The 13,371-nt window shown below is 62.1% G+C and carries 10 protein-coding genes; 8 read left to right on the top strand and 2 right to left on the bottom strand.

Annotated features, from left to right (window positions below; all coding sequences use genetic code 11):
• Positions 1-37: 37 nt before the first annotated feature.
• Positions 38-1,072, bottom strand: a complete 1,035-nt coding sequence (locus K6T12_RS14075; RefSeq protein WP_222223510.1) for a LysM peptidoglycan-binding domain-containing protein — start codon at positions 1,070-1,072, stop codon at positions 38-40.
• Positions 1,073-1,327: 255 nt separating this feature from the next.
• Here K6T12_RS14075 and def point away from each other — a divergent pair, with 255 nt between their 5' ends.
• The 8 genes from def (at position 1,328) to glyS (ending at position 10,884) form a co-directional block, all read left to right on the top strand.
• Complete coding sequence (def, locus tag K6T12_RS14070; protein ID WP_222223509.1) at positions 1,328-1,843, top strand: peptide deformylase; 516 nt, start codon at positions 1,328-1,330, stop codon at positions 1,841-1,843.
• Between the two features lie 154 nt (positions 1,844-1,997).
• Positions 1,998-2,927 (top strand): methionyl-tRNA formyltransferase, encoded by a 930-nt coding sequence (gene fmt, locus K6T12_RS14065; protein ID WP_222223508.1) that lies wholly within the window; start codon positions 1,998-2,000, stop codon positions 2,925-2,927.
• Positions 2,924-4,258 (top strand): 16S rRNA (cytosine(967)-C(5))-methyltransferase RsmB, encoded by a 1,335-nt coding sequence (rsmB, locus tag K6T12_RS14060; RefSeq protein WP_222223507.1) that lies wholly within the window; start codon positions 2,924-2,926, stop codon positions 4,256-4,258. The genes fmt and rsmB overlap by 4 nt, the downstream gene beginning before the upstream one ends.
• A gap of 10 nt (positions 4,259-4,268) precedes the next feature.
• On the top strand, positions 4,269-5,645 hold the full coding sequence (trkA, locus tag K6T12_RS14055; RefSeq protein WP_222223506.1) for a Trk system potassium transporter TrkA: 1,377 nt from the start codon (positions 4,269-4,271) through the stop codon (positions 5,643-5,645).
• A gap of 16 nt (positions 5,646-5,661) precedes the next feature.
• Positions 5,662-7,110, top strand: coding sequence for a TrkH family potassium uptake protein (locus K6T12_RS14050; RefSeq protein WP_222223505.1), 1,449 nt, complete (start codon positions 5,662-5,664; stop codon positions 7,108-7,110).
• A gap of 96 nt (positions 7,111-7,206) precedes the next feature.
• Positions 7,207-7,653 carry a YtoQ family protein gene (locus K6T12_RS14045; protein WP_222223504.1) on the top strand — a complete coding sequence of 149 codons (447 nt, stop codon included), beginning with the start codon at positions 7,207-7,209 and terminating at the stop codon, positions 7,651-7,653.
• A 178-nt stretch (positions 7,654-7,831) separates the two neighbouring features.
• Positions 7,832-8,803 carry a glycine--tRNA ligase subunit alpha gene (glyQ, locus tag K6T12_RS14040; RefSeq protein WP_222223503.1) on the top strand — a complete coding sequence of 324 codons (972 nt, stop codon included), beginning with the start codon at positions 7,832-7,834 and terminating at the stop codon, positions 8,801-8,803.
• A complete protein-coding gene (gene glyS, locus K6T12_RS14035) occupies positions 8,803-10,884 on the top strand; it encodes a glycine--tRNA ligase subunit beta (protein ID WP_222223502.1) in 2,082 nt (693 codons plus the stop codon). Before glyQ ends, glyS begins: the two co-directional genes overlap by 1 nt.
• A gap of 1,850 nt (positions 10,885-12,734) precedes the next feature.
• On the opposite strand, the gene K6T12_RS14030 is transcribed toward glyS, so the two are convergent.
• On the bottom strand, positions 12,735-13,371 hold a 637-nt coding region (locus K6T12_RS14030), incomplete at its 5' end, for a transposase (protein ID WP_222223501.1).

Raw genomic sequence — 13,371 nt, 5'->3', positions numbered from 1 at the left:
CCCTGGCTCTCATTAGCCGAACCCGACAAACGCCGGCTCAATCGGGAACTCGGAACTCGTCGCCGACCGACACCACGTTGCTACTTTCCAGTACCAACCCGTAGCTGACCTTGTCGAATACTCGGAACACCATCAGCAGACCGGAGCGCTCGGACGGCAGCTGTACCAGGTCATTGGTCACCGGATCGACGATCTGCTCGCCGCTGCGGTAAATCGCCGCCACGTGGCCCGGCTCCAGGCCTTCACGCAGCCCCTTGTTCAGTGCCACCACGTCGAACTGACCACCATCGTTAACGCCACCCAGCACCGACAGCAGCCGACCGTTCTCCAGTGCCGGCATCGGTGCCGGATGGAATACCGCCTCGACCCGGCTCTCCTCCACCGGCAGCAGCCGGTCCATCACCCGAACCTCGCGTTCGCTGCCGGTCAGGTCGACGCTGACCACGTCATCCTGTTGCGCCGCGACGGTGCCATCGGCCACCTTCAGCAGTTCGTAGCCGAGCAGTTCGTCCGTCAGCGGATCACGGTACTCCTCGGACGGTCGGTAAAGCGCCTGGCGCGGCACGTCGCTGATCAACTCGCCACGCACATAGACCCGGTCACCCGCACCGGCCAGGATCCGTTGATCGGTACCGGCCAGCACATAGGGGGCATGCTTGACCTTTTCGTCGGTCTCGACCCGGTTGTTATTCAGGAAACTGACGATCTCCCGCAACGGGATGGTCGGGATCGCCCGCTCCAGCGGTGTTACCCGGGCCTTCGGGCTCAGCTTGCGCATGCCGCGTTGCAGCCGCAGCTGCGGCTTGCCGTCCACCCAGGTCAGGTAGATCCGGTCACCGGGGTAGATCAGGTGGGGGTTGTCGATCTGTGGGTTCCAGCTCCAGACGTCCGGCCAGCGCCAGGGCGTCTGCAGAAAACGGGCGGAGATATCCCACAGGGTATCGCCCTTGACCACCACATATTCCTGCGGGTGGTTGTCCTTCAGTTGAATGCGGTCCTTGCGTACCTCGGCCATCGCCGGGGTACTGCCGAGCAGCCAGAGTGCCAGCACTCCACAAAGCCATCCTCTCATCGCAAGATCCTTCAATATCCAAGTTGCGCTATAAGAGGCAGTCACAATACGTTGCGCGCAAAAAAGGTGAACCGATTTTTTAAACGCCGTATCACCTAGCGCTGTCGTTTTGCGACAGCCTCTGAAACCGCCGGGGCCCTTGACGGTCAAAGCCTATGGCAATGCAATGAGCGCCGTAATCAGTATAATAGGGCGCTGATTATTTTTTGCCATCGGCAACATTCACACAAGTAACTGATTCTACAAGACTGAATTATGGCCATTCGCGATATTCTGGAATTTCCAGACCCCCGCCTACGTACTGTCGCAAAGCCGGTCGAGGTTGTCGATGACCAAATCCGCGCTCTGATCGACGATATGTTCGAGACCATGTACGACGCCCCCGGCATCGGCTTGGCCGCAACCCAGATCGATGTCCACCTGCGGGTGCTCACCATCGACCTGTCGGACGAGCACAACGAGCCGCTGGTACTGATCAACCCCGAATTCGAGGTGCTCGACGAGGAACCGCACAAGTACCAGGAAGGCTGCCTGTCGGTTCCGGGCTTCTTCGAGGACGTGGTTCGGCCGCAGAAGATCCGCGTACAGGCGCTGGACCGCAACGGCGACACCCTCGACTTCATCGCCGACGATCTGCTGGCGGTCTGCATCCAGCACGAGATCGACCACCTGAACGGCAAGCTGTTCGTCGACCATATCTCGGCGCTGAAGCGGAACCGTATCCGCACCAAGCTGGAGAAGAAGCACCGTCTCGAAGCGGCTCACGCCTGACCGAACGGATTGTACGATCGCTGACAGGGGACGGCGCAATTATTCGCGGGCGAAGCTGAGCCGAATGTTAACGCTGCATCGCTACGCATCTTAGCTTTGCGTCCCCCTCTACAGGTTTGCCACGGCAAACCTGTTCTATTTCTGGAGCCTGCCGATGCGCATTATCTTTGCCGGAACCCCGGACTTCGCTGCCGCCAGCCTGGCGGCGCTACTGACCACCGATCACCAGATCGTCGCCGTCTATACCCAGCCCGACCGACAGGGTAAGCGCAAGAACCAGCTGGCACCGCGACCGGTGAAAGACCTCGCCCTGGCCCACGACATCCCGGTGTTCCAGCCGCACAGTCTGAAGGACGAAGCGGAGCAGGCCCAACTGAAAGCCCTGAATGCCGATCTGATGGTGGTGGTCGCCTACGGCATGCTGCTGCCCAAGGCGGTGCTGGATACGCCACGGCTGGGCTGCATCAACGTACACGGCTCCATCCTGCCGCGCTGGCGCGGTGCAGCACCGGTCGAGCGCGCCATGCTGGCCGGCGATCGCGAAACCGGCGTCACCATCATGCAGATGGACGAGGGGCTGGACACCGGCGCCATGCTGCACAAGGTATTTACCCCGATCGACGACAGCGACACCGCCGCCAGCCTGTTCGAGCGGCTGGCGCCAGTGGGCGCCCAGGCACTGCTGGAAACCCTGCCGGGCCTGGAGCAGGGCACCATCACACCGGAGGTGCAGGACGACGCCCAGGCCACGTACGCCAGCAAGCTGGACAAGCGGGAAGGGCGGATCGACTGGACTCAGAGCGCCCGCCAGATCGATCTGAAAGTGCGCGCGCTGAGCCCGCGGGTGGCGGTCACCTTCCAGCTGGATGGCGAACCGGTCAAACTGCTGGCCTGCGAGCCGCTGGATCAGCAGGGTGGCGCCGGCGAGATTCTGCCGTCGGATAAGAAGAGCATCGTGGTGGGCTGCGGTGAGGGCGCCCTGAAGATCAACCAACTGCAGCTGCCGGGCAAGAAAGCGATGGCCGCGGCTGACGTGCTGAACGCCCGCCGTGAGCGCTTCAGCGCCGGACAGACACTGGCATGACCCAAACCGATACCAACCTCCGTGCGCTGGCGGCCAGCACGCTGGCACCGCTGCTGCACCACCAGGGCTCATTGAAGAGCCAGATGGCCAGCGCGCTGGCGCAATGCGAACCGCGCGACCGGGCGCTGCTACAGGCGATCTGCTACGGCGTGATGCGCTACCAGCCGCAGCTGGCGGCGCTGTCCAAACTGCTGCTGAAACGGCCGTTCAAGGCCCGCGACCTGGATGTGCGGGCGCTATTGTGGGTCGGCCTCTACCAGCTCGAACACTTGCGGGTGCCGCCCCATGCGGCGATCAGCGAGACCGTCGCCGCCGCCGAAACACTCGGCAAGGGCTGGGCCAAAGGGCTGCTCAACGCGGTGCAGCGCCGCTACCAGCGCGAGCGCAATACCTTGTATGAGCAGCTGCAATCGGAACCAAGCTTCCGTTATAACCATCCCGGCTGGCTGATCGACAAATTGCAGCACAACTGGCCCGACCACTGGCAGCAGATCCTCGAACAGAACGACCACAACGGACCGATGACGCTGCGGGTCAATGTCGCCCGGATCAGCCGCGACGACTATCTGCAGCAGCTGCAGGAAGCCGGCATCGCAGCCCGCCCCTGCCGGTTCGCCAAGCAGGGGCTGACCCTGGCCGAGCCTTGCGACGTATCGGTGCTGCCGGGCTTCGACGACGGCCTGGTCTCAGTGCAGGACGAAGCCGCCCAGCTGGCCGGCGAACTGCTGCAACTGGAACCGGGCCAGCGCTTGCTGGATGCCTGTGCCGCACCGGGCGGCAAGCTGTGTCATGCGCTGGAGCTGCAATCCGGCCTGGCCGATACGGTCGCCGTCGAGCTGGATGCCGGCCGCGCCGAACGGATCGAGCAGAACCTGGAACGGCTCGATCTGCAGGCGGCGCTGGTGATCGGCGATGCCAGCAGCGACGATTGGTGGGACGGAACAGCGTTCGACCGGGTGCTGGTCGACGCGCCCTGTTCCGCCACCGGTGTCATTCGGAGAAACCCGGATATAAAATACCTGCGGCGAAGCGAGGACATCAAAGCGCTGGCCGACCTTCAGCTGGCGGTGCTTAGCAACAGCTGGCGGATGCTGAAACCGGGCGGCCGGCTGGTCTACGCGACCTGCTCGATCTTCCCGCAGGAGAACGAACGGCTGGTGCAGCGCTTCCTGAAGCAGACGGACGATGCCTGCCACTGCCCGATCGAGGCCGACTGGGGGCTGCCTTGCGACACCGGGCGCCAACTGCTGCCACAGCGGGACGGGCACGACGGTTTCTACTACGCAGTACTGGAAAAAGCCAAGAAGTCAGTGACAGAGCAGGCGGACTGAACACGCGATCATGAAGATCATCATCCTCGGTGCGGGGCAGGTCGGTGGTACCCTCGCGGAGAACCTGGCCAGTGAGGCCAACGATATCACCGTTATCGATACCGATACCGGCCGGCTGCGCGAACTGCAGGACCGGCTCGATATCCGCACCGTGGAGGGCAAGGCCTCCTACCCCTCGGTACTGATGCAGGCCGGCGCGCCGGACGCCGACATGCTGATCGCGGTAACCAACCTGGACGAGGTCAATATGATCGCCTGCCAGGTGGCCCACACCCTGTTCAACACCCCCACCAAGATCGCCCGGGTACGCGAACACGACTACCTGAAGCAGAACCAGATGATCTTCGCCGACAAGGCGATCCCGATCGACGTGCTGATCTCGCCTGAGGAACTGGTCACCCGCCACGTCAAGCGGCTGATTCAGCACCCGGGCGCCCTGCAGGTACTGGATTTCGCCGACGGCAAGGCCCAGCTGGTGGCGGTCAGGGCATACTACGGCGGGCCACTGGTTGGCCGCGAAATCGCCTATCTGCGCGCCCATATGCCGTCGGTCGACACCCGGGTGGCGGCGATCTTCCGGCGCGGCAGCCCGATCATCCCACAGGGCGACACGGTGATCGAAGCCGACGACGAGGTATTCTTCATCGCCGCCACCAAGGATATCCGTGCGGTGATGAGCGAGCTGCGCCGCCTCGACCGCCCCTACAAGCGGATCATCATCGCCGGTGGCGGCAATATCGGCGCCCGGCTGGCCGGCTCCATCGAGAACGACTTCCAGGTCAAGATCATCGAGCGCAGCATCCAGCGCTGCAACATGCTGGCGCGCCAACTCAACAACACCATCGTGTTGCATGGCAGCGCCTCCGACAAGGAGCTGCTGCTGGAGGAGAACATCGAAGACACCGATGTGTTCTGCGCCCTGACCAACGATGACGAGGCCAATATCATGGCCTCGATGCTGGCCAAGCGGCTCGGCGTGCGCACGGTGATGACGCTGATCAACAACCCGGCCTATGTCGATCTGGTGCAGGGCGGCGAGATCGATATCGCCATCTCGCCACAGCAGACCACCATCGGCGCGCTGCTGACCCATGTCCGCCGCGGCGACGTTGCCGCCGTGCACTCGCTGCGCCGCGGCGCCGCCGAAGCGTTGGAGGCGGTGGCCCACGGTGACACCCGCAGCTCCAAGGTGGTCGGCAAGGCGATCGAGCAGATCGACCTGCCGCCGGGCTGCACCATCGGTGCCATCGTCCGCAACGAGGAGGTGCTGATCGCCCACGACGACGTGGTGGTCGAGAACGGCGATCATGTGATCCTGTTCCTGGTCGACAAGAAGCGGATCATCGACGTCGAACGGCTGTTCCAGGTCGGCCTGACATTCTTCTGACAAGGGCAGGGAGCGCATGCACTATCAGGTGATTCTCCGTATTCTCGGCATCCTGCTGATGGTGTTCAGCATCTCCATGCTGCCACCGCTCGGCATCTCGCTGTTTTTCGACGACGGCGCCGACCTGGCGTTCTTCGGCGGCTTCGTGATAACCCTGGTCACCGGTTTCATCCTGTGGATTCCGGTCTACCGGGTACGCCAGGACCTGCGTACCCGCGACGGCTTCCTGATCACAGTGCTGTTCTGGGCGGTGCTGGGGCTGTTCGGTGCCTTCCCGCTGATGCTGTCGGACAACCCGCACCTGACGGTGGTGGACGCCGTATTCGAGTCGCTGTCCGGACTGACCACCACCGGCGCCACGGTAATTACCGGCATCGACACCCTGCCACCGTCGATCCTGTACTACCGCCAGCAGCTACAGTGGCTCGGCGGCATGGGGATCATCGTGTTGGCGGTGGCGATCCTGCCGATGCTCGGCATCGGTGGTATGCAGCTATACCGGGCGGAAACGCCCGGTCCGGTCAAGGACTCCAAGCTGACCCCGCGCATCACCGAAACCGCCAAGGCACTCTGGTATATCTACCTGTCGCTGACCGTCGCCTGCGCGCTTGGCTACTGGCTGGCCGGTATGAGCCTGTTCGATGCCATCGGCCACAGCTTCTCCACCGTTGCAATCGGTGGCTTCTCGACCCACGACGCCAGTATCGGCTACTTCGACTCGCCGACCATCGAGGCGATCTGCATCTTCTTCATGACCATTTCGGCGGTCAATTTCGGCCTGCACTTCTTCGCCTGGCGGCAGCGCTCGCTGTGGCACTACTTCCAGGACCCGGAGTTCAAGTTCTACCTGACCAGCCTCGCTCTGATCACCCTGATCGCGCTGTTCGCGCTGGTGATGACCGCCACCTACGAGCCGGTGCAGGCACTGCGCAAATCGGCCTTCATGGTGGTGTCGATCGCCACCACCACCGGCTTCGCCACCGCCGACTTCGCCCACTGGCCGGCGATGCTGCCGTTCCTGCTGTTCGTCGCCGCCTTCGCCGGCGGCTGTGCCGGCTCCACCGGCGGCGGCATGAAGGTGATCCGCATCCTGCTGATCCTCAAACAGGGCTACCGCGAGATCGTCCGGCTGGTCCACCCCAATGCGGTGATCCCGGTCAAGCTGGGTGACAAGGCGATCTCCGACAAGGTGCTGGAAGCGGTCTGGGGCTTCTTCTCGGTCTATCTGATCGTGTTCGTGATCATGCTGATCGGCCTGCTGGCCACCGGCCTGGACCAGGTCACCGCCTGGTCGGCAGTCGGCGCCACACTGAACAACCTGGGACCGGGCCTGGGCGAGGTCTCGGCTCATTACGGCAACCTCAACGACACCTCCAAGTGGGTGCTCTGCTTCGCCATGTTGCTGGGCCGTCTGGAGGTGTTCACCCTGCTGGTGCTATTTACCCCCGCTTTCTGGCGTCGCTAGCAGCCTGTCGGGCAACCGCTCATCTGCTTATACTGGGCTCTCACTTGGACCTTACCCGGCCCTCCGCAAGGGGGCCGGGTCGACGAGGAGAGTTCTATGCGTTACACCGTTTACCTGTCCGGCGAGATCCACAGCGACTGGCGCGAGCGGATCAAAGCCGCCGTCGCCGAACACCAGCTGCCGGTCGAGATCCTGACACCGAATACCGACCACGCCTCAAGCGACGACTGTGGCGATAGCCTGCTGGGCGCCGAAAGCGAAGCGTTCTGGAAAGACCACAAGGCCGCCAAGCTGAACAGCATCCGCCATCTGACCGCCATCAAGCGGGCCGATATCGTGATCGTTCGGTTCGGCGAGAAGTACCGCCAGTGGAACGCCGCCTTCGACGCCGGCATGGCCGCCGCACTGGGCAAGTCGCTGATTGTCGAGCACCCGGCCGAGTTGACCCATCCGCTGAAGGAGATCGATGCCGCCGCCCATGCGGTTGCCGAGAACACCGAGCAGGTGATCGAAACCCTCAAGTACCTCTGCCAGGACTACTGAGCCCGGCACAAACTGATCCACCGCCATCGACTGCCCGGTGGATCAGTTACCGTCTTTTCACGCCTTATCAACACTGTTTCACACCTTATCCACAGCCACGCGACACTGACAAAGCCTCAGTCCTGTCATCTTTTCGTGTATAATTCCGCTCTTATTTTCGGGCCACATCAGATGAGTAATGGTGATTTCCGTGACTGACAAGGTTTCCCCAGACGTAAGTACTTTTCAGGGACTGATCCTTGCGCTGCAGGAGTATTGGGCAGAGCAGGGCTGTGTCGTTGTTCAACCGCTGGATATGGAAGTCGGCGCCGGTACCTTCCACCCGGCCACCTTCCTGCGTTCCATCGGCCCGGAGACCTGGCGCTCCGCCTACGTTCAGCCGAGTCGTCGACCGACTGACGGCCGTTACGGCGAGAACCCGAACCGGCTGCAGCACTATTATCAGTTCCAGGTGGTCATCAAGCCGTCTCCGGACAACCTGCAGGAGCTGTACCTGGGCTCGCTGGCGCGGATGGGGCTGGACCTTGGCGTCCACGATGTGCGCTTCGTCGAAGACAACTGGGAATCGCCGACTCTCGGCGCCTGGGGGCTGGGCTGGGAAGTCTGGCTGAACGGCATGGAAGTGACCCAGTTCACCTACTTCCAGCAGGCCGGCGGCCTGGAATGCTACCCGGTGACCGGCGAGATCACCTACGGCCTGGAGCGGATCGCCATGTATCTGCAGGGCGTCGATTCCGTTTACGACCTGGTCTGGGCCCGTCACCCCGACGGCACCGAGGTGACCTACGGCGACGTGTTCCATCAGAACGAGGTGGAGCAGTCGACCTACAACTTCGAACACGCCGACGTACCGATGCTGTTCAAGAACTTCGATCACTACGAGTCCGAATGCGAAAAACTGCTGGCACTGGACACCCCGCTGCCGCTGCCGGCGTACGAGCAGGTTTTGAAGGCGTCCCACACTTTCAACCTGCTGGACGCCCGTCACGCCATCTCGGTCACCGAGCGCCAACGCTACATCCTGCGTGTACGCACCCTGGCCCGTAAGGTCGCCCACGCCTATTTCGATGCCCGCAAGGCACTCGGCTTCCCGCTGGCTACGGAAGCACTGCGCAATGAAGTTCTGGCCGCCTGTCAGGAGGAGAAGTGATGAGCACCCGCGATTTTCTGGTTGAACTGGGCACCGAAGAGCTGCCGCCGAAAGCGCTGAACAGCCTGTCCCAGGCGTTCGAAGCCGAGATCCTGAAAGGGATCCGCGAAGCCCTGGGTAAAGACGCCGATACACTGCTGGCTACAGCCACGGTAAAGCGCTACGCCGCGCCGCGTCGGCTGGCGGTACTGATCGAACAGCTGACCGATGAGATCCCGTCCTCCAGCACCACCGTGCTGGGCCCGCCGATCAACATCTGCTACGACGCCAACGGCAAACCGACCAAGGCGCTGGAAGGCTTCGCCAAGAAGAACGGCACTACCGTCGATCAGCTGAGCGAAGTATCCGGCAAGGTCGCCTTCGAGAAAGTCTCCGAAGCCACTCCGCTGTCTGGGCTGCTGCCGGAGATCGTCAGCAACGCGCTGGCCAAATTGCCGATTCCGAAGCGGATGCGCTGGGGCGCGTCGCGGGTCGAGTTCGTCCGTCCGGTACACTGGCTGGTGATGCTGTTCGGCGACGAAGTGGTCGATTGCGAGATCCTCGGCCTGAAGGCCGGCCGCAAGACCCGCGGCCACCGCTTCCACTACAACCACGAGATCGAACTGATCGCGCCGCAGCAGTACGCCGAGACCCTGCGCGAGACCGGCAAGGTGGTTGCCGACTTCGCCGAGCGCCGCGAGTCGATTCGCAACCAGGTCGTCGCCGAAGGGCAGGCGATCGACGGTGTTGCCCAGATCGACGACGACCTGCTGGACGAAGTCACCGCGCTGAACGAATGGCCGGTGGCGCTGACCGGACGGTTTGAAGAGCGCTTCCTGGAGGTACCGGCCGAGGCGCTGATCTCGTCGATGGCGGAGCACCAGAAGTACTTCCACGTGGTCGACAGCAACGGTCAGCTGATGCCGAACTTCATCACCATCGCCAACATCGTGTCCAAGGACCCGCAGCAGGTGATCGAGGGTAACGAGAAGGTGATTCGGCCGCGCCTGGCGGACGCCGCCTTCTTCTTCGAAACCGACAAGAAGCAGACTCTCGAATCCCGTATCGAGAAGCTGAAGAGCATCGTGTTCCAGCAGGAGCTCGGCACCCTGCACGACAAGGCGGTACGGATCGCCACACTGGCCGAGCGGATCGCTGCTGACCTGAACGAGGATCCGGCCAAAGCCAAGCGTGCAGCCATGCTGGCCAAGACCGACCTGATGACCGATATGGTCTACGAGTTCACCGATCTGCAGGGGCTGATGGGCTACCATTACGCGCTGCACGACGGCGAGGACGAACAGGTGGCACTGGCTCAGAACGAACAGTACATGCCGCGCTTCGCCGGCGACGAACTGCCGCAGACCGCGCCGGGCATCGCCGTGGCGATCGCCGACCGGCTCGACACCCTGACCGGCCTGTTCGGCATCAACCAGCCGCCGACCGGCTCTAAGGACCCGTTCGCACTTCGCCGCGCCGCGCTGGGCGTGCTGCGCATCATCGTCGAGCGCAACCTGAATCTGGACCTGCGCGAACTGCTGAGCGTCGCCGCCGACAGCCACGCCAACCTGCCGGCCCGCGATGGCCTGGAAGACAGCGTGCTGGACTTCATGCTGGACCGCTTCCGCGCCTGGTATGAGGAGGAGGGGATCCCGGCCGACGTGTTCCTGTCGGTACTGGCAGTCCGTCCGACCCGTCCGCTGGACTTCGATCAGCGCGTCAAGGCGGTCAGCCACTTCCGCACCCTGGCCGAAGCGGAGGCCCTGGCCGCTGCTAACAAGCGGGTATCCAACATCCTCAGCAAGCAGGGCGTCTCCGACGAATCCGCCGTTTCTGAAGCGGCCCTGCAGGATGACGCCGAGAAGGCCCTGTACAGCGCTCTTAATGCCCTGCAGGGCAGCCTGGACGCAGCCTTTGCCGATGGTGACTACCGCCAGGCGCTGGAGTCCCTGGCCAGCCTGCGCGGCGATGTCGACCGCTTCTTCGACGAAGTGATGGTGATGGCCGACGACGAGGCACTGCGCAACAACCGTCTGGCACTGCTGGCCCAGCTGCGCAGCCAGTTCCTCGGTGTAGCCGATATCTCGGTGCTGGGCGCCTGATCGACCCGATCAACGGCCCATCCGAACGACAAAGCCCGCCACTCCGGCGGGCTTTTTCATTTTTAACCGACAGCTGCCAGTTTTCTGTTCGCAACAATCGGCAACCGGTTGCGCAATCCGCCCGCCCTGAAGGCAGGGCCCTCCACGCTGCCCCTCGCAGCCGGCGACTACAGCTATCGCAACTCGCTCCGCGAGCGACCACTTATTTAGATTCTTCGTGTTTTAGCGGGAAACATCTGCATCAGCTGAACAAGCGCCGCGTGGGCATAAAAAACGTGCCCACCCTACAAGGTTGAGCACGGCCACCGTAGCAGCGGGCTCTGACCGCGACAGGCAGGCTTAGTCCAGTGGTGTCGCCCGCGGAGCGGACTACGTACCGCCTGTAAATTGGTGCTTAAAGCTCCATCAACAGGTTCAAGTCTTTACTGCCAATCCGAGATGAACCTTTTTACTCCGCAGCTATTTCAAGATCCCAACACAGATAGCTCCCCCGGCATGCTTATCAGCAAGACTCCGGGTCGCCACACATGCCGTCAATAAAGAGATGGCAGCTGATGCGATCGCTTCAAGCTCAGCGCAAGCGACAAAGGAGGAGAGCGCAGCCCGCACATACCCGAAGGCCGCCAGCGCTCGAACAAGGCGTAGGCCAGATGGCGGGACGCAAAGGTCGGCTGTGGCATCCCACCAACAAGAAGCACCAACATACGGATGGTGTTATCCCCCGATAACGGTCGGCGAATTTGAACAACAGGCCGATTACATCGCGCCCGGCATCCTCACAGTAGACCGCGCGCATAGAGCCCGCCCCAAAAGTACAGCACACCCGCCACCGTCGACAAGACAACCAACCTGTAGCCTGGGCAGCGTCGCTACAGCCTGGACAGACCGACATGGCCGCACAACATCAATACCGCCAGCGGCCAACACAATGGAGAGTCAAAAAGTATCTGCGGGCAAGCGATCCAGGCAGCTGTCGCCCAACCATATCAGGTAGATAGGCAGTCCGGAACCCAGTTAAAAGTCACACCTGGCCGGCGGTTAAGCCTCGGCTTTCCGGCCACCTTCAGCGCTAAGGTTTCGTTATTCAGCCCAAGCGCCCTCAACTGTTTCCGACCTATCGGAAACGCCGCTCACTTGATGCATCAAGAGGTGCCAGACAACACTTGGCGCAGATTACGCAGCTAACGCCGACTCCGGCAGGGCACAACTGCCGACGAAAGAATCGAGAGTATCGTCAGTGCCACGGCTGGCAGTGTTTCACGTGAAACACTTACAGCCTGAGAAACCTCATGAAGGCGGGCTTCAAATGTTCCACGTGAAACATTTGGAACAGAGTTACTCCGCAACTGTAACCAACGCATAACAGCTGCCGCCCCAGACCCGAAGACGTGAAATAGGGCGGCAATGCACCCAAGCCGGGCTACGCCACAACGGTACATAACCGGCTCTCCACCATGAGTCATCTCGCAAAGTGCCCACGCGCCAGTGGCGGCTGGCGGCTGGCTGGCTAGCTGGCTAGCTGGCTGGCTGGCTGGCTGGCTGGCTGGCTGGACAACGCTAAGACCAATCGAATCAACCCTTTCATAGCTACAGTGGCAATTGACGATATGTCTCGATAGGGATGTGCCACGCGGATTCAATAGCCCCTTGGGCACCAATGAATCAGCAGTACCTGTCCCGACCACCGGCGAAGCCGTTGCACTGAATGAGGATAATCGCCTGGGCAGCGCACCACACGGGGCGGCTCTTCCCCTTGCCCCAACCGGTCCGGTTGCAATTCAAGGTTCGAGTCGTTCCCGGTAACGCGCGAGGAATCAATAAAAAACCCGCCGAAGCGTAATGCCAGTCAGTTAAGCCAACTGACTGGCATTTTTCTTTCTCACGGGGTAGCGGCATGGGCAGCTCTTTAATGCCCGGGGATAACGCCGCTCTCGCCTTGTCGGCAACACGAAAGTGGCTGCCATCTCTGTCATCGCCTTGATAACAGATGGCACTTTACCCGGTGAGACCGCCGGCAAGATCGTCAACTCCTTGATGATCATCCCCGCCGCCTGATTGAAGCTGAGCTGGCAAGGGTGCACTCCTTTCAGGCTGTACGCCATCCGTGCCATTTGGAAGCGCAGCAGGTTGTACGCCAGCAGCGTTCCCCACAGTTCCTGGCGGACCATGTCTGGCTTTTTGCTTCTCAGCGTCAGGCGATTCCCCAGCATGTACTGCTTCATTTCCCGGTAGCCCAGCTCAATCTCCCAGCGATGCGCATAAAGGTCGACGATATCGTCGGACGGGTAGCGCATCGGGTCGATCATTGAGGTCAGCACGTGGCGCAGCTGGCCGTTCACCTCACGGCTGAGCAACCGCGCGGTCAGCTGCTCAGGCGCATCGGGCCACTGTTTCCGGGCCTGCGGAGATAGGGGGAGCGATACCAGGCAGTTACGTTTACTGAAGCGCCGAATCACCTCATAACGGGCCCCTTTTCGCAGCGGAATC

The organism is Marinobacterium arenosum (assembly GCF_019795155.1).
In the GTDB taxonomy this organism is placed as follows: domain Bacteria; phylum Pseudomonadota; class Gammaproteobacteria; order Pseudomonadales; family Balneatricaceae; genus Marinobacterium_C; species Marinobacterium_C arenosum.
This window is presented reverse-complemented; position numbering and strand designations above follow the sequence as displayed.

What these genes read in the sequence shown, in the direction of transcription:
- K6T12_RS14045 (WP_222223504.1), top strand. Translation starts at nt 7,207, where the DNA reads ATGCGTTACACCGTTTACCTGTCCGGCGAGATCCACAGCGACTGGCGC.
- K6T12_RS14075 (WP_222223510.1), bottom strand. Translation starts at nt 1,072, where the DNA reads ATGAGAGGATGGCTTTGTGGAGTGCTGGCACTCTGGCTGCTCGGCAGT.
- K6T12_RS14050 (WP_222223505.1), top strand. Translation starts at nt 5,662, where the DNA reads ATGCACTATCAGGTGATTCTCCGTATTCTCGGCATCCTGCTGATGGTG.
- trkA (WP_222223506.1), top strand. Translation starts at nt 4,269, where the DNA reads ATGAAGATCATCATCCTCGGTGCGGGGCAGGTCGGTGGTACCCTCGCG.
- def (WP_222223509.1), top strand. Translation starts at nt 1,328, where the DNA reads ATGGCCATTCGCGATATTCTGGAATTTCCAGACCCCCGCCTACGTACT.
- fmt (WP_222223508.1), top strand. Translation starts at nt 1,998, where the DNA reads ATGCGCATTATCTTTGCCGGAACCCCGGACTTCGCTGCCGCCAGCCTG.
- rsmB (WP_222223507.1), top strand. Translation starts at nt 2,924, where the DNA reads ATGACCCAAACCGATACCAACCTCCGTGCGCTGGCGGCCAGCACGCTG.
- glyQ (WP_222223503.1), top strand. Translation starts at nt 7,832, where the DNA reads ATGGTGATTTCCGTGACTGACAAGGTTTCCCCAGACGTAAGTACTTTT.
- glyS (WP_222223502.1), top strand. Translation starts at nt 8,803, where the DNA reads ATGAGCACCCGCGATTTTCTGGTTGAACTGGGCACCGAAGAGCTGCCG.